Raw genomic sequence first — 15,882 nt, 5'->3', positions numbered from 1 at the left:
TTGTTCCTGCCTAGGTGCGGTAGATGCTGATGGAGTTGGCCTCGACGAGGTCCTTCTCCCCCGACGCCACTATGCCGCCCTGCCGCAGCTCGTGCAGCGGCGAGGTGGTCAGCCGCAGTTCGAACATGCGCGGGGCGGTGCCTTCGGCAGTGACGCGGGGCAGGGTGATCTGGACGTCGGAGGTGCTTCCGTTCACCACCACCAGGCCGGCCAGGGAGCCGTCGTCGGTGCCGAGCAGGAGCTGCATCACGCGGTGCCGCGGGTCATTCCAGCGCTCCATGGACATGGGCCGGCCGTGCTGGTCGTACCAGTACAGGTAGGACTGTTCGTCACGCACCGGGAAGTCGTGGGGCTGGGCAGCCAGGAACTCCTTGCGCAGCCGGATGTACCGTTTGGTGCTGCGCAGCATCTCGTGGGATTCCGGGGTCCGTGTCCAGTCCACCCAGGTGGTGGCGTTGTCCTGGCAGTAGGCGTTGTTGTTCCCCTGCTGGGTACGGGCCAGTTCGTCGCCGGCCGTGATCATGGGGACGCCGAGGGAAATCAGCAGCGACGCCATCATGTTGCGGCGGGACTGGGCGCGCTTGGCGAGGATGTCGCCGTCTTCGGTGGGGCCCTCAACGCCATGGTTATAGCTGCGGTTGTCGCCGTGGCCGTCCCGGTTTTGCTCGCCGTTGTCCTCGTTGTGTTTCCGGTCAAAGGAGACGAGGTCGTTCAGGGTGAACCCGTCATGGGACGTGATGTAGTTGACCGAAGCCAGCCGCGAGCGGCCGGAGGGCTGGAAAAGAGCGGCGGAGCCGGACAGCGCGTCGGCCAGTTTTGCCACCGACCCGCCCTGGCCCCCGGCCTCGAGGGCCGCTCGGTCCGCCAGCCAGAATGAGCGGACCGTGTCGCGGAAGTGGTCATTCCAGTCCACCCAGCCGGTCGGGAAGCGTCCGGTCTGCCAGCCGCCGTAGCCCACGTCCCACGGCTCGGCAATGAGTTTTACGTCCGACAGGACCGGATCCGCAGCGATGGCCACCAGGAACGGGTGCCGGGGGTCGAACTCGTTGGCCCCGTTCCGGCACAGTGTTACGGCCAGGTCGAAGCGGAAGCCGTCGATATGGAATTCGTCCACCCAGTACCGCAGGGAGTCCAGGACCATCTGGACCACCCGGGGTTCGCCGAAGTTGAGGCTGTTTCCGCAGCCTGTGGTGTCCACGTACTTGCCGTGGCCGTCGGTCCGGTAGTAGGTGTCCTCGCCCAGCCCGCGGAAGCTGACGGTCTTGCCGTCGGGCCCGCCCTCGGCGGTGTGGTTGTAGACGACGTCGAGGATGACTTCCAGCCCGGCTGCGTGGAGCAGCTTGACCATGCTTTTGAACTCGTCCTGCACGGCCTGCGGACCCGCGTGCTGCGAGGCACGGGTGGCGTAGGCCGGGTGGGGCGCGAAGAAGGCGGCGGTGTTGTACCCCCAGTAGTTGGTCAGCCCCAGGTCCTGCAGGTGCGGCTCATCGAGGTGGAAGTGCACCGGCAGCAGCTGTATGGACGTGACGCCCAGGCCCTTGAGGTGCTCGATGATGGCAGGATGGGCCATGCCCGCGTAGGTGCCGCGGAGCTCCTCGGGCACGTCCGGGTGGAGCATGGTCTGCCCGCGCACATGGGCCTCGTAGATGATGGTATTGCGCCACTGCAGCCGCAGGCGCTCGTCAGTGCCCCAGTCAAAGTCGCTGGCCATCCGGACGCTGGTCAGGAAGCCGTCCCGCTGGTCCACGGCGCGTCCGTAGGGGTCAAGCAGCAGCGGCTGGCCGGCGTCGTCCTCGTCAACATCCTTGGTGGGCACCGCAAGGGGCAGGGACTGCGACTGCTCCGGCGCCGCGGGGCGGAACCCGTACCGCGAGCCGTACGGCAGGTCCTCGACGATGCCATGGTGGACGCCATGGGTAACGTTCGGCAGCGCCTGGACGCGCCAGTCCCCGCCGGGGGCGATGTAGACGATTTCCAGGCTGGGAACACCGGGCGCATAGCAGGCAACGTTGGCGCGTCCCCCTGCCCGGTGGCGGGTCCCGCCGGAATCCGCGCGCGGAACGCTGACACCGAGGGGAACGGCCGTTGAGGCGTCCATGGTGGAAGCGGTGTCGAAAAGCGGCATGACCATCACCTAAATAGTAGCCGCCAGCAGCACGTGGGCAGCCCCGGCGTCACGATGGCGCCGGGGCAGGCCCGCGGGTGGCGGTGGTGGGAACTACTTGGTGGCGCGCTGGCGGGAGACCTCGTAGAGCGAGATGCCAACGGCCATGGAGGCATTAAGGGATTCCATGGCGGAGTCGATGGGAATGGAGACGATCTGGTCGCAGTTTTCACGGACCAGGCGGCTCAGGCCCTTCCCTTCGGAACCCACCACGATGCACACAGGTTCCGTGGCGAGCGTGAGGTCCGGCAGCGAGACGTCGCCGTCGCCGTCCAGGCCCAGGACGAAGATGCCCATGTTCTTGAACTGCTTGAGGGCGCTGTTGAGGTTGGAGGCACGTGCCACGGGGACGCGGACAGCTGCGCCGGCACTGGTCTTCCAGGCCGATGCGGTGACGCCCACGGAGCGGCGCTCGGGGACGATGACGCCGTGGCCACTGAAGGCGGACACCGAGCGGATGATGGCGCCGAGGTTTCGGGGATCGGTGATGCCGTCCAGGGCGACGAAGAGCGGCGCGTTGCCGATGTGCCCCTTCTTCCACTTGTCCACGGTCTCTTCGGCCAGGTCATAGGCGTCGGCGTAGTCGTACGGCGGGATCTGCAGGACCAGGCCCTGGTGCACGGCGTCATCGGTCATGCGGTCAAGCTCGGGCTTGCCGGTTTCCAGCAGTGGGATGCCGCGCTCAGCCGCGAGCTTCAGGGATTCCTTGACACGGTCGTCCATCTCAATGCGGATGGCGATGTGCAGTGCCTTGGCGGGGATGCCGGCGCGGAGCGCCTCCACCACGGAGTTACGGCCGGTGACGACTTCCTCTGTGGCGCGTCCCTTGGGCCCGGATTTTGCTGCGCCGGCGCTGCGGGCGCCCGTGCCGCGCTTGGCGGCGGAACGCTCGGACAGCTGCTTGGCTTTGTGTGCCTTGTGGTAGGGGCGGTCCTCAGCCTTGGGCGTCGGGCCCTTGCCTTCGAGGGCCTTGCGGCCATGGCCACCGGTTCCGATGGTTGGGCCCTTCTTCGCTTTAACCGATCGGCGACCATTGTTGGCCATGTTGTTCCACCCTTAATTGTGTTGACTGAGTCTGCTTACCAGTCTACTGACCGAAGAAAAATCGACGTGCCCAGGTGGCAAAGCACCCGCGATGGCAGCCGGCAGTCAGGTCAACGGTGGGCAGTCAGTCACCAGGGCTCAGTCGCGCTTCAGGCTCCAGGTGGCGCCGTCCGGACCGTCCTCGACCACGACGCCGGCCTCCTTCAGGGTGTCGCGGATGGCGTCCGACGCCGCCCAGTCCTTGTTGGCCCGTGCTTCGGCCCGGGCCGCCAGTTGCGCCTGGACCAGGACTTCAAGGGCGGCTGCCTCGCGGGCGTCGCCCGCCGGACCGGATGCCACGTCATTGAGGCCGAGCACCGTGAGCATGTCGTGCACCTGGTGCAGGGCCTCCCGGGCGTCCTCCAGCCGGCCCTCGGTCAGCGCTGTATTGCCGGACCGGACTGTTTCGTGGAGCACGGCCAGGGCCTGCGGCACGTTCAGGTCATCGTCCATCGCGCGCTCGAACGGGCTGGGCGCTTTCCCGTCGGTGACAAGGCCGTAGGCTTCTCCGGCGGCCAGGGCACGGAGGGCGCGGTTGATAAAACCTTCAATGCGTTCGACGGCGGCGGCGGCCTCCTGCAGCGACGTTGGCCGGTAGTCCAGCACTGAGCGGTAGTGTGCCTGGCCGAGGTAGTAGCGGACCACCCGCGGGGAGGCCAGTTCGAGCATCTCGGCAGGGCTGATGGTGTTGCCGATGGACTTGGACATCTTCTCGCCCTCGTAGGTCACCATGCCGTTGTGCATCCAGAAGTTGGCGAATGGGTGGCCTGCCGCCTGGGACTGCGCCATTTCGTTTTCATGGTGCGGGAACCGCAGGTCCAGCCCGCCGCCGTGGATATCAAACTCCGTGCCGAGGTATTTGGTGACCATGGCCGAGCACTCAAGGTGCCACCCCGGACGCCCGGCACCCCACGGGGAAGCCCAGCTGGAGGTAGCCGGCTCGCCCTCCTTGGAACCCTTCCACAGGGCGAAGTCGCGGGGGTCCTTCTTCCCGCGGGGATCGGCGTCGGGGGCTGCCTGCATGTCGTCGATGTTCTGCCGGGTCAGGGCTCCGTACTTGCTCCAGGAGCGCACGTCGAAGTAGACGTCGCCTGAGTCGTCGAGGGCGGGGTAGGCATGGCCCCGGTCGATCAGCTGCCGGATCAGGGTGTGCATTTCCGGGATGTGCCCAGTGGCGCGCGGTTCGTACGTGGGGCGGGAGACGCCCAGGGTGTCGTAGGCCTTGAGGAACTCCTGCTCAAAGCGGTACGCCAGCGCCCACCATTCCTCGGCTGCCACGTCGCCGGGGCCGCCGCTGAAATCCGGGCTGAAGGACTCGGCCGACTTCGCCAGGATCTTGTCGTCGATGTCGGTGACGTTGCGGACCACCGTGACCCGGTGGCCGCGGTATTCCAGCCAGCGGGTCAGCTGGTCGAAGGCGATGGCGGAGCGGATGTGGCCCACGTGGGGCATGCCCTGCACCGTTGCCCCACAGTAGTAGAGGCTGGCCCTTCCGGCGACGAGGGGGACGAAGTCGCGGACTTCGGCGGAGGCAGTGTCATAGAAGCGCAGGGTCACCGCTCCAGATTAGCCGATGGCGCCGGACGGCCGCGGATACACCAGGGCGGTGGCCACGGCGGAGATTCCCTCGCCGCGGCCCGTGAATCCCAGCCGGTCGCTGGTGGTGGCCGTGACGCTGACCGGTGCGTCTGCGGCGTCGCTGAGCACCTGCGATGATTCCTCGCGGCGGGGACCGAACTTCGGCCGGTTGCCCACGAACTGGACGGCCACGTTGCCGATTTCAAAGCCGGCGGCGCGGACGATCCGTGCAGCTTCGGCCAACAGTGCCACCCCCGAGGCGCCGGCGAACTCGGGCCTGTCGGTTCCGAAGTGGGTGCCCAGGTCACCGATTCCGGCGGCCGAGAACAGGGCATCGGCGGCGGCGTGGGCCACGGGGTCCCCGTCCGAGTGCCCGGCGAGGCCCCGCTCGCCCGGCCAGAGGAGTCCGCCCAGCCAGAGGGGGCGCGGGGCATCCTCCGGCGCATAGGCGTGGACGTCCACACCGATTCCGGTACGGGGAATGATCATCGTGTTGTTTTGCATGCCTATCCCTCCACCCACCGGGCGCCAAGCGGGCCTTCGAGCAGCCCCTCCGCCAGGATCAGGTCGAGGGGAGTGGTGATTTTGAGGGACTGGGTGGAGCCGCGCACTACGTGGACGGCCGTGCCGGTCATTTCAACCAGCATGGCGTCATCGGTGACGGCGGCCGCCTGCCGGGGCTCCAGGGTCCGGGCTGCCTGGTGGGCCCGTTGCAGCGTGCGGAAGCGGAAGCCCTGCGGCGTCTGCACCGCGCGCAGGTCCTCGCGGGGTGCGGTGCCGGTGACGACTTCGGGTGCCAGCACGCTGCCCTCACCCGTGGTGGCTGCGACGGTCTTGACCGTGTCCACCACAGGGATCGCGGGAATGACGGCTTCAGCACCCGCAGCGAGTGCGTCCACCACGCGGTGGAACACCGACTCCGGCGTCAGGGCGCGGGCGGCGTCATGCACCATGACCGCTTCGGTGCCTTCCATCAGGGCCTCCAGGCCCGCCCGGACGGAGTCCGCCCGGGTGTCACCGCCGTCGACGATGGTCAGCAGCGGACCGCCGTCGGCGAGTTCTTCCCGGAAGTCTTCGCACAGCCGGCGCAGGCCATCATCGCCTGCAGGCAGGGCAATGCAGACCTGGCTGCTGATTCCGGCCGCAACGATGCCGCGCAGGGCATGCATCAGGATGGGTTCGCCACCCAGCGGCACTGCAGCTTTGGGCATGCCGTAACCCAGCCTTTGCCCCGAACCTGCGGCCACCAGGATCACCGCGGTGACCGGGCGCTTAGCTGTTTCGCTCATGCGGACCAGCCTAACGTCCCGGTGGGCTGCCGTGCCGAACCAACCCAGGCCGGAAACCGGGAGGACTGGCGCTCAGGCCTTGAGCCATTTTCAGGACGGCTGTTTCAGGGCAAAAAGAAGCCCCGGCCGCACTTGCGTGCCGCCGGGGTTCAATTCTTAGGAAGCCAGGACCTCGTCGAGAACGCTTGCTGCCTTCTCTTCGTCGGTCTTTTCAGCCAGCGCCAATTCTGAAATCAGAATCTGCCGGGCTTTGGCCAGCATTCGCTTCTCGCCTGCGGAAAGGCCCCGGTCGTGATCCCGGCGCCACAGGTCGCGAACGACCTCAGCCACCTTGATGACGTCACCGGAAGCAAGCTTCTCCAGATTTGCCTTGTACCTGCGTGACCAGTTGGTGGGCTCTTCGGTGAACTCGGCACGGAGCACATCAAACACGTGCTCCAGGCCTTCCTTGCCCACTACGTCCCGGACCCCAACAAGGTCAACGTTTTCTGCTGGAACTTCAATGGTCAGATCACCCTGAGCCACCTTGAGCTTGAGATACATTTTCTCTTCGCCCTTGATGGTGCGCATCTTGATTTCTTCAATCTTCGCAGCACCGTGGTGAGGGTAAACTACTGTCTCGCCGACCTCAAATACCATGTGGACATTTCCCCTTTCCCGCAGACCAGTTTATCACGATTCAGGCATATGACCGGCCGCGGAAAGGGCTTGGAACCGCGGAAATACGCGGAAAATGGGGCAAATCAACCCCCTTGGACCCCTTGACGGATGCGGATAATAGTGCATCGCCGGTGCGCTGCCAAGGGTGATATGACGGCGCCGAATCCTCGTTTAAGCGGCTTTGCGGATAGGCTATGGGCTGAATAATGTTTCAAGACTCTCGAGGAGTACGTGACGTGCGTTTCACTGCGATGACCCGGGCCCAGCGCGCCAAACTGGCACTGACGGCAGGCGCTCTCGGCGTCGGGCTTCTGGCGTCAGGTTGTTCGGCATCGAATTCCCAGCAGACAACTGCGGAGTACCAGCAGTCCGATGGCATCAACGCAGACCTCGGCCCGCTTGAGCTGCGCAACATGCTCATCGTCTCGGCGGGCGAGGACCAGCCGGGACGTGTGATCGGCGCCGTCTACAACTCCTCCTCCCAGGACGTGAAGCTGACGGTCAACGGCGCTGAAGGCTCGCAGACCGAGGTTCCGGTCAAGGCCAACGACTACATCCTGCTCAACGAGAGCTCGGACGAAGCCATCCTGAGCACCACCGGCGGCATCCCGGGCTCCCTCGTGGACGTGAAGATCACCGAGGACGGCACCAACGTCAGCAACACCGTCAAGGTTCCCGTCCTGGATGCCACGCTTCCGGAGTACAAGGAGTACCTGCCGGCCGGCAGCACGCAGTCCCCGTCGCCGACCCCCTCGCCGACGGCTTCCGAACTTGGCGGCGGCACCGGCCACTAGGCCGGCACAGCAAGCCGCAGACAAAAGGGAGGGGCCGGCGGCCCCTCCCTTTTGTTATGCCGTTGCGGCCGCTCCGCCTACGGCTCGAACTTGTACCCCAGCCCGCGCACCGTCACCAGGTACCGCGGCGCCGAGGGATCGGGTTCAATCTTGCCCCGGAGCCGCTTCACGTGGACATCCAGCGTCTTGGTGTCCCCCACATAATCCGAGCCCCAGACCCGGTCGATGAGCTGGCCGCGGGTCAGCACCCGGCCCGAGTTGCGCAGCAGCATTTCGAGGAGCTCGAATTCCTTGAGCGGAAGCAGCACCTGCTCCCCGTCCACGCTCACCACGTGCCGTTCGATATCCATGCGGACCGGCCCGGCCTGGACCGTGGAGGAAATCAGTTCCTCCGGCTCACCCTGGCGCCGCAGCACCGCCCGCACCCGGGCCACCAGTTCGCGGGAGGAATAAGGCTTCGTGACGTAGTCGTCGGCCCCGAGCTCCAGGCCCACCACCTTGTCGATTTCGGAGTCTTTGGCCGTCAGCATGATCACCGGCACGCTGGAACGCTGGCGGAGCTGCCGGCAGACCTCGGTACCGGAAAGTCCGGGCAGCTGCAGGTCCAGCAGCACCAGGTCCGCGCCGTTCCGGTCGAATTCGGTGATGGCGTCCAGGCCGTTGTCCACGACCTCCACCTCGAACCCCTCCTTGCCCAGCAAATAGGACAACGGATCGCTGAACGACTCCTCGTCCTCGACAATCAGAATCCTGCTCAAGCGCTAGCTCCTCGTTCTTTTGCGCCTGCGGCGCGGGGTACTTGGGTGACAGTTGGCTGGTCGGTGTGCTGCCCTGAGGGCCCGCGCACAGGGGCGGCAGCAGGCGGAAGTTCCTCGTCGCCGTCGTGCCCCTCCATCTCGGGAAGACGGAGGGTGAAAGTGGATCCCTGGCCCGGCTGGGACCACAGGGTCACCTCGCCGCCGTGGTTCGAGGCAACGTGCTTGACGATGCTCAGGCCCAGGCCCGTGCCGCCGGTGTGGCGGGAACGCGCGGAATCCACCCGGTAGAAGCGCTCAAAGACGCGTTCCTGGTCCTCGGCGCTGAGGCCCTCGCCCTGGTCGGTCACGGAAATCGACACCAGGCCCTCCTTGGCACGGACCCCGATGCCCACGCGCGTGTTGGCCGGGGAATACCGGATGGCGTTGTCGATCAGGTTGCGCAGGGCTGTCACCAGCAGGTCCTGGTCTCCGAAGACCTTGCCGTCGGTCCGGCCACCCACAACGATGGTGATGTTCTTGCTTTCCGCGGGCAGCTGCGACCGGTCCACGGCCTCGGCGATGACGGCGTTGATGTCCACCGGGCGGCCCTCCTGCGTGACGCTGGCGCCCTGCAGCCGGGAGAGTTCGATGATGTCCTGCACCAGCGCGGCGAGGCGGCCGGATTCCTTGTGCATGCGCTTGGCAAAGCGGCGGACGGCCAGTTCGTCGTCCGCCGAAGACTCCAGGGCTTCGGCGAGCAGCGAGATGGCACCCACGGGGGTCTTGAGTTCGTGTGAAACGTTGGCGACGAAGTCGTTGCGGATTTCCTCGGTGCGCGTGATCTCGGTGCGGTCGTCCGCGAGCAGGAGGATGTATTCCTCCCCGAGCATCGCTGCCCGCACCTGCACGATGATGGTCCCCTGCCCCAGCGGACCACGCGGCAGTTCAAGCTGCTTCTCAAGGATGACGCCGTCACGGCGGACCCCGGCCGTCATGTCCAGCAGTTCCTTATGGACCACCGTATGTCCGCGGACCAGGCCGTACGCGTAGGCGGCAGGACTGGCGCGGACCACACCGTCCACGGCGTCCACCACAACAAAGGCACGCCCGACGACCGCGAGCACCTCCGCGGCACCGGCCGGCAGGGCCGGCTCCTCAGCGTCCACGTCCAGCAGCCGGCGCTGCTTCTCGCTGACCCGGTAGGCGAGCACGCCGAACGTGCCAAGCGCCAGGCCGACGAGGCCTGCGACCAGACCGATGAGCATAGGATCCACAGATCCACCTTATGCTCTTACAGGGGGCCTTCCGGCGCGTCAGGACCGCCTGCGGCGACGGTTCAACTAACGTTCACCTGCAAGGGCTTAACCGTTCACCGGGCGGTGGCAGAGTAGCGGGTTGGAGTGCCGAACGGCGACACGATTCCAGCTGCCCAGACACGGGCCGCAGGAGTTCCAAGGAAAGGACGCCTACGTGCGTAAGGTTTTTCAGGAAGAGCTCACCCATGTGGGTGACCAGTTGGTGGAGATCTCCCGCCTGGTCAGCGAAGCGATGGACAAAGCGACCACTTCCTTTGAAGTGGCGGACGTGGACCTCGCCCAGGACGTTATTGCCGCGGACGCGCGGATCGACTTCCTGCAGAACAGCCTGGACGAGCGGGCCATCGACATCCTGGCGCTGCAGGGCCCCGTTGCCAGCGACCTGCGCATGATCGTGGGCTCCCTGCGCATGAGTGCGTCGCTGGAGCGGATGGGCGACCTCGCCCGGCACATCGCGCAGCTGGCCCGCCTCCGGTTCCCGTCCACGGTCATTCCCGCCTCCATGACCGGCACGTTCAAGCGGATGGCCGAGCTGGACCAGATGATCGCTGACAAGCTGACCGACCTGCTGGAAACCCGCGACCTTGAGGTGGCGAGGGACATCCTGAAAGCGAACAGCGATATTAACGATCTGCACCTGAGCGTCTTCAAGGCCATCGCCGCTCCCGAATGGGCCGAATCGCCTGCCACCACCGTGGATGTAGCCCTGGCCAGCCGCTACTTCGAGCGCTTCGCCGACCACGGCGTTTCCGTGGCCCAGAAGGTCACCTACCTGGTAACCGGCGCCTGGCAGCCGAACGCCAACGAACACAGCTAGCAGTCAAGCAGCGCTTACGACGGCGGGCCGGTCACCTGAGGTGACCGGCCCGCCGTCGTCATAACGCGAAGTCTTACTTCTTGCCCTGGTTCGCGACGGCCAGGATGGCCTGTTCGGCCGCTTCGGGGTCAAGGTAGGTGCCGCCCCGCTTGATGGGCTCGAAGTTTTCGTCCAGGTCGTACACCAGCGGGATGCCGGTGGGGATGTTCAGGCCGGCGATGGCTTCGTCGCTGATGCCATCGAGGTGCTTGACCAGCGCGCGCAGCGAGTTGCCGTGGGCGGTGACCAGGACGGTCTTGCCGGCCTTGAGGTCTTCCTTGATGTCCGATTCCCAGTACGGCAGCAGGCGGACCAGCACGTCCTTCAGGCACTCGGTCCGGGGAAGGGCATCCCCGAGTCCTGCGTAACGGGGATCGTGGGCCTGGGAAAACTCGGAGTTGTCATCCAGGGGCGGCGGCGGGGTGTCGTAGGAACGGCGCCATTCCATGAACTGCTCCTCGCCGTATTCCGCGAGCGTCTGTGCCTTGTCCTTGCCCTGGAGGGCGCCGTAGTGGCGTTCGTTCAGGCGCCAGTCGCGCTTGACCGGGATCCAGCCGCGGTCGGCCTTGTCCAGCGAGATGTTGGCCGTGTTGATGGCCCGCTTCAGGAGGGAGGTGTAGAGCACGTCCGGGAGGATGTTGTTCTCCACCAGGAGCTCACCGCCGCGTGCTGCTTCCTCGCGGCCCTGGTCGTTCAGGTCAACGTCCACCCAGCCGGTGAACAGGTTCTTGGCGTTCCATTCGCTGTGGCCGTGGCGCAGCAGAATCAGCTTGTAAGTCATGATTTTCATCCTAGCCGAGCGCCGTTGCCGCCCGCCCAGCGTTACAAAGCGAGGCCCGGTGGCTCCGCGGAAAAGCAACGCGGAGTCACTTAATGCCCCTTCCAGGCGGATTACAGGGCCGGGAGTGACTCCGCCCTGCAGGATAAGGTGGGGCGGTGGTGCAAAAGGCTGAACGGGTAACCGCCCCGCAGATCACCGGCCGGAACGCGGCCGGCAGGCAGGGCAGGCCGGTGGGCAACGTGACCCGCGGCACCACCAATCCCAACCGCATGCGCCGCCTTGACCGCTGGCTCACCGGGCCGCAGGCCTGGCGCCTCCGCTCCGCTGCCGACCCGCTGGTAGTTGACCTGGGGTACGGCGCCACCCCGGCCACCGCCGTCGAACTTTATGAGCGGCTGTCCGCCGTCCGCTCCGATGTCCGGGTCTGCGGCATCGAGATCGAACCGGAACGTGTACGTGCTGCCCTGCCTCTCCAGCGGCCCGGACTGAACTTCCTCGTGGGCGGATTTGAGCTTCCCGTGCCGGGCCGTCCGGTCCTGGTGCGCGCGTTCAACGTGCTGCGGCAGTATGAGGAGGCGGACGTGGCGGGGATCTGGCGGCTGGTGCAGGACCGCCTGTCCGCTGACGGGCTGTTTATCGATGGCACCTGCGATGAAATCGGGCGGCGGGTGACGTGGGTGGCGCTCGACCGCAGCCGGCCCTTGTCGCTCAGCGTGTCCGTCCGGTTCGGGAGCTTCGAGCTGCCGTCCGAGGTGGCCGAACGGCTACCGAAGGCGCTGATCCACCGCAACGTTCCCGGCGAACCCGTCCACGCCCTGATGCAGGCGATGGACCGGGCGTGGCTGGAATCAGCACCCCTGGCGTCGTTTGGTAACAGGCAGCGCTGGCAGGCTATGTGCCGGGCGTTGCGCGACGCCGGCTGGCCGGTCCAGGACGGACCGGCGCGGTGGCGGCTCGGGGAGCTGACGGTGGGCTGGGAAGCAGTGGCGCCGCTGGCCTAAGTGAGCGGGTGGGGGCCCACGCCGGCAGGGTGGGGGGCCCACGCCGGCAGGGTTCCCTGGGCGAGCTTGCGAGCCGAGGGAGCCGGTGGGGATTACCAGGGGCCGTAGGGGCCCATGTTGCGGCTGCCGCCGCGGCCGGCGTCCTTCACGGCGGGCCGTACGTCGGCGAGGTACACGGACGCGGCGACTACCGCGGCCAGGCCGAAGAGGCCCAGCGTGCCGAAGAAACCGCCGCCGCTGCCGAACATTGAGATGACACCGACGAGGGCGGCTCCGCCGGTCAAGGCGAGCCAGAATGTCTTGGTCCTCTTGCCGGTTGCCTCGAAGGCATTGGCCCGGTGCCGGGCGCAGTCGGCCACGGCCCACAGCTCAAGGCCCAGTGCCACCAGGGCAAGGATAAAGAACACTGCCTGCTCAACAGGCCGAATAATCAGTTCACCGTCCACAAGCCAAGCCTAGCCTCCCAGCGTGTCCAGCGCCTGCTTCAGGTCCGCCCAGAGGTCTTCGACATTTTCGATGCCCACGCTCATGCGGACCAGGTTCTCCGGCACGCTGACGGGTTCCGCGGCATGCCGGCGCCTGCGTTCGATGAGGGACTCGACTCCGCCGAGGGAAGTTGCCGGGAGCCACAGCTCCAGGGCACGCACAAGCTTGTCCGCGGCGTCGGCACCGTCCAGGCCCGCGACCGGTGCAATGTGGACGCAGATAATGGACCCGAATCCGGTCATCTGTGCTCTGGCCCGTTCGTGTCCCGGATCGGCGGGAAGCCCCGGGAACCGGATGAAGTCGATGCGCGGATGCGTGCTGAGCCGTTCCGCCAGGATCATTGCGGACTGCTGCGACCGTTCCACCCGGAGTGCGAGCGTCCGCAGGCCCCGCAGTGCCAGCCATGCTTCGAAGGGACCGGCAATGGCGCCATGGATGGTCCGGTTGTGGAGCAGCGCGGAGCGCATGTCGGGGTTGGAGGTCACCAGGGCCCCGAGGACCACGTCGGAGTGGCCGGCCAGGTATTTGGTCACCGAGTGGAGGACGACGTCGGACCCCAACGCCAGCGGCTGCTGCACCAACGGGGTGGAAAAGGTGTTGTCCGTGACCACGATGGCTCCGGCGGCATGGGCCGCGGCCGTCAGTGCCTTGACATCGGCGATGCCCAGCATGGGGTTGGTGGGGCTTTCCAGCCACAGCATGGCGGCAGGCCGGGCCCCGGGTCCGGCGGGTGCAAGGGCTTCCTTGACCGCGTCGGTGTCCGTGATGTCAACCGTCCGGAGTTCGATGAATCCCTTTTGCGCCAGCTCAGCAGCCATCACCAGGGTTCCCGAGTAGCTGTGGGTCGGCATGACCAGCACTCCCCCGGCGGGGATCAGCGACAGGGCCGAACTGACAGCTGCAAGGCCCGAGGCGTAGAGGAGGCCCGGCAGTTCGGCGCCCTCCAGCTGGCCAAGCGCCTCTTCGAAGGGGTCCCAGGTGGGGTTGGAGTACCGCCCGTAGCCGCGGTCCCCGGGGCCCAGGGGGCCGGTACCGAAGTAGGTGGAGGAGAGGACGAGGGGCGGGTTGACCGGCTGGTCCCTTTCCCGCGGCGGACGTCCCGCCGCAACCACAACTGTCTCTGAAGACAGGGCAGCCGCGTGTTGTTCGGAAAGACTCATGGTGAAAGCGTACTTGTCCGGCGGACAGGCCACGGAAAGGCGTTACCGGGGCCACCCGGGCTGTCCACAGGCGCACCGCCCGATCGGAGAAAGTCTATGGGGGTCGGTAGGCTTGTGGGGTGAACAAACAAGGGGCCGGACTTTTCATCGCGTTTGAAGGCGGCGATGGTGCCGGCAAGTCGACGCAGGCTGCCCGGCTTGCAGATGCCCTTGAATCCCGGGGACTGACAGTGCTGCGTACCCGCGAGCCGGGCGGGACGCCCATCGGCGAGAAGCTGCGTTCCCTGGTCCTTGACCACGGCCACGGCGAAATTGACGCCCACACTGAGGCACTGATTTTTGCGGCGTCCCGCGCCGCCCATGCCACCCAGGTGATCCGGCCGGCGCTGGAGCGCGGCGAGATTGTGCTGACGGACCGCTACATTGATTCCTCTGTTGCCTACCAGGGCGCCGGACGCGATCTGGGGAAGGACGCCGTCAAAGCCCTGAACGAGTGGGCCACCTCCGCGCTGCAGCCCCACCTCACCGTCCTGCTGGACGTTGACCCGGCGATGGGACGGCAGCGCCGGACTGCCGGTGACGCCGCCGAGGACCGGCTGGAATCCGAGGCGGACGACTTCCACGGCCGGATCAGGGAAGCCTTCCTTGAGCTGGCCGGCAGCCGGCCCGGTTCCTACCTGGTGCTGCCCGCACATCTGCCCGTCAGCGAGCTGGCCGCGGCGATCCTCGTGCGCGTGGACGCCCTGCTGGCCAGCCCCGAGGTGGCCCCCGTTGGCGCCGGCCCCTCCGCAGGCGATCACGGCGGCGGCACCCCATGACCGTGTGGGATGACCTCCAAGGCCAGTCCGCCGTCGTCGAGCAGCTGCGCCAGGCGTCCAGCGGCGAAGCCCTGACGCACGCCTGGCTGTTCACCGGCCCGCCGGGCTCCGGGCGCTCGAATGCCGCCAAGGCCTTTGCTGCGGCTTTGAACTGTGACCAGGAGGATGTGCGCCTGCGCGGCTGCGGCGAATGCCAGGCCTGCCTGACGATCCTGGGTGAAACCCATTCGGACGTGACCTTTGTCCGGACGGAAAAGGTCACCATCACCATCGACGAGGCACGTGAGCTGGTGGCCACTGCGGGGAACCGGCCCTCCGCGGGACGCTGGCGCATCATTGTGGTGGAAGACGCGGACCGGATGGCGGAGCGCACCACCAACGTTCTGCTCAAGGCAATCGAGGAGCCCACGCCGCGGACGGTATGGATGCTGTGCGCGCCCTCCCCCGCGGATGTGCTGGTCACCATCCGCTCACGCTGCCGCAGCGTGGCGTTGCGGCTGCCGCCGGCCGCTGATGTTGCCGCGCTCCTGGTGAAGCGCGACGGCGTGGACCCTGAGCTCGCGGAACGGGCCGCCCGCGCCGCGCAAAGCCACGTGGGAATCGCACGCCGGCTGGCCAGGGATGCGGCAGCGAGGGAACGCCGGCTGGAGACTGTGAGGTTTCCGCTCGGGCTCCGGGGCGTCACCGCTGCAGTCATGATGGCGGACAAGCTGGTGAAGATCGCCACCGCCGAGGCGAACAGCTCCAATGAAGAGCGCGACGCCGCCGAAAAAGCCGCGCTGCTGGCCACGCTCGGCGCACCCGAGTCCGGCACCCTCCCGCCGGCCATGCGAAGCCAGCTGAAGCAGCTGGAGGACGACCAGAAGCGCCGGGCGAAGCGTTCCATCACGGATTCCCTGGACCGCACACTGACGGACCTGCTGTCCTTTTACCGGGATGTGCTGATTATCCAGCTTGGGAATGCTGTGGAGCTGGTAAACGTTGAGCTGAGGAGTGAATTGGAGGAGTTTGCCAGCCGTTCCACTCCAGAAGCCACTCTTGCCCGGATGGACGCCATCAACAAAGCCCGCGAACGCATCACCACCACCAACGTTGCCCCGCTGTTGACCATTGAGTCCATGGCAGCCAGCCTGATTTAGCCCCCTTCCAAGGAGACCCG

General features: G+C 66.7%; 16 protein-coding genes. 5 read left to right on the top strand and 11 right to left on the bottom strand.

Annotation, left to right across the window (positions count from 1 at the left end; all coding sequences use genetic code 11):
- Positions 1–10: 10 nt before the first annotated feature.
- The 6 genes from glgX to DXK94_RS17795 all read right to left on the bottom strand — a co-directional run bounded on the left by glgX (position 11) and on the right by DXK94_RS17795 (position 6,753).
- Positions 11–2,131 carry a glycogen debranching protein GlgX gene (glgX, locus tag DXK94_RS17820; protein WP_115525944.1) on the bottom strand — a complete coding sequence of 707 codons (2,121 nt, stop codon included), beginning with the start codon at positions 2,129–2,131 and terminating at the stop codon, positions 11–13.
- An 87-nt stretch (positions 2,132–2,218) separates the two neighbouring features.
- Positions 2,219–3,208, bottom strand: a complete 990-nt coding sequence (gene rlmB / locus DXK94_RS17815; protein WP_079598276.1) for a 23S rRNA (guanosine(2251)-2'-O)-methyltransferase RlmB — start codon at positions 3,206–3,208, stop codon at positions 2,219–2,221.
- A gap of 138 nt (positions 3,209–3,346) precedes the next feature.
- Positions 3,347–4,804: a cysteine--tRNA ligase gene (cysS, locus tag DXK94_RS17810; protein WP_115525943.1), complete on the bottom strand. Its 1,458-nt coding sequence runs from the start codon at positions 4,802–4,804 to the stop codon at positions 3,347–3,349.
- A 9-nt stretch (positions 4,805–4,813) separates the two neighbouring features.
- Positions 4,814–5,314: a 2-C-methyl-D-erythritol 2,4-cyclodiphosphate synthase gene (gene ispF / locus DXK94_RS17805; protein WP_104443625.1), complete on the bottom strand. Its 501-nt coding sequence runs from the start codon at positions 5,312–5,314 to the stop codon at positions 4,814–4,816.
- Between the two features lie 17 nt (positions 5,315–5,331).
- Positions 5,332–6,114, bottom strand: coding sequence for a 2-C-methyl-D-erythritol 4-phosphate cytidylyltransferase (gene ispD / locus DXK94_RS17800; protein WP_115525942.1), 783 nt, complete (start codon positions 6,112–6,114; stop codon positions 5,332–5,334).
- Between the two features lie 156 nt (positions 6,115–6,270).
- On the bottom strand, positions 6,271–6,753 hold the full coding sequence (locus DXK94_RS17795) for a CarD family transcriptional regulator (RefSeq protein WP_011690592.1): 483 nt from the start codon (positions 6,751–6,753) through the stop codon (positions 6,271–6,273).
- Positions 6,754–7,010: 257 nt separating this feature from the next.
- Between DXK94_RS17795 and DXK94_RS17790 the strand changes: the two genes are divergently transcribed.
- Positions 7,011–7,568 (top strand): hypothetical protein, encoded by a 558-nt coding sequence (locus tag DXK94_RS17790; RefSeq protein WP_258868600.1) that lies wholly within the window; start codon positions 7,011–7,013, stop codon positions 7,566–7,568.
- A 77-nt stretch (positions 7,569–7,645) separates the two neighbouring features.
- Here DXK94_RS17790 and DXK94_RS17785 read toward each other — a convergent pair whose 3' ends face one another.
- Together DXK94_RS17785 and DXK94_RS17780 are read right to left on the bottom strand one after the other, a co-directional pair.
- On the bottom strand, positions 7,646–8,326 hold the full coding sequence (locus DXK94_RS17785; protein ID WP_079598280.1) for a response regulator transcription factor: 681 nt from the start codon (positions 8,324–8,326) through the stop codon (positions 7,646–7,648).
- Positions 8,323–9,570, bottom strand: coding sequence for a cell wall metabolism sensor histidine kinase WalK (locus tag DXK94_RS17780; RefSeq protein ID WP_079598281.1), 1,248 nt, complete (start codon positions 9,568–9,570; stop codon positions 8,323–8,325). Before DXK94_RS17780 ends, DXK94_RS17785 begins: the two co-directional genes overlap by 4 nt.
- Positions 9,571–9,775: 205 nt before the next feature.
- On the opposite strand from DXK94_RS17780, the gene phoU reads away from it, so the two are divergent.
- Positions 9,776–10,438, top strand: a complete 663-nt coding sequence (gene phoU / locus DXK94_RS17775; protein ID WP_115525940.1) for a phosphate signaling complex protein PhoU — start codon at positions 9,776–9,778, stop codon at positions 10,436–10,438.
- Between the two features lie 73 nt (positions 10,439–10,511).
- Here the strand turns inward: phoU and DXK94_RS17770 are convergent, their stop codons facing one another.
- A complete protein-coding gene (locus DXK94_RS17770; protein WP_115525939.1) occupies positions 10,512–11,258 on the bottom strand; it encodes a phosphoglyceromutase in 747 nt (248 codons plus the stop codon).
- 155 nt (positions 11,259–11,413) lie between these two features.
- On the opposite strand from DXK94_RS17770, the gene DXK94_RS17765 reads away from it, so the two are divergent.
- Complete coding sequence (locus DXK94_RS17765) at positions 11,414–12,259, top strand: class I SAM-dependent methyltransferase (RefSeq protein WP_181884870.1); 846 nt, start codon at positions 11,414–11,416, stop codon at positions 12,257–12,259.
- A 92-nt stretch (positions 12,260–12,351) separates the two neighbouring features.
- Here the strand turns inward: DXK94_RS17765 and DXK94_RS17760 are convergent, their stop codons facing one another.
- Both DXK94_RS17760 and DXK94_RS17755 read right to left on the bottom strand, forming a co-directional pair.
- The gene (locus DXK94_RS17760; RefSeq protein WP_115525938.1) at positions 12,352–12,705 is read right to left on the bottom strand and encodes a DUF2516 family protein; all 354 of its coding nucleotides are present in this window, start codon (positions 12,703–12,705) and stop codon (positions 12,352–12,354) included.
- Positions 12,706–12,714: 9 nt separating this feature from the next.
- On the bottom strand, positions 12,715–13,905 hold the full coding sequence (locus tag DXK94_RS17755; RefSeq protein ID WP_115525956.1) for a PLP-dependent aspartate aminotransferase family protein: 1,191 nt from the start codon (positions 13,903–13,905) through the stop codon (positions 12,715–12,717).
- 119 nt (positions 13,906–14,024) lie between these two features.
- On the opposite strand from DXK94_RS17755, the gene tmk reads away from it, so the two are divergent.
- Positions 14,025–14,723 (top strand): dTMP kinase, encoded by a 699-nt coding sequence (tmk, locus tag DXK94_RS17750; RefSeq protein WP_115525937.1) that lies wholly within the window; start codon positions 14,025–14,027, stop codon positions 14,721–14,723.
- The gene (locus DXK94_RS17745) at positions 14,720–15,862 is read left to right on the top strand and encodes a DNA polymerase III subunit delta' (RefSeq protein ID WP_115525936.1); all 1,143 of its coding nucleotides are present in this window, start codon (positions 14,720–14,722) and stop codon (positions 15,860–15,862) included. The genes tmk and DXK94_RS17745 overlap by 4 nt, the downstream gene beginning before the upstream one ends.
- The last annotated feature ends 20 nt before the right edge of the window (positions 15,863–15,882 follow it).

Source organism: Arthrobacter sp. RT-1 (assembly GCF_003367205.1).
Lineage (GTDB): Bacteria > Actinomycetota > Actinomycetes > Actinomycetales > Micrococcaceae > Arthrobacter.
The sequence above is the reverse complement of the archived record's forward strand: the minus strand, read 5'-3'. Positions and strand labels throughout refer to the sequence as shown.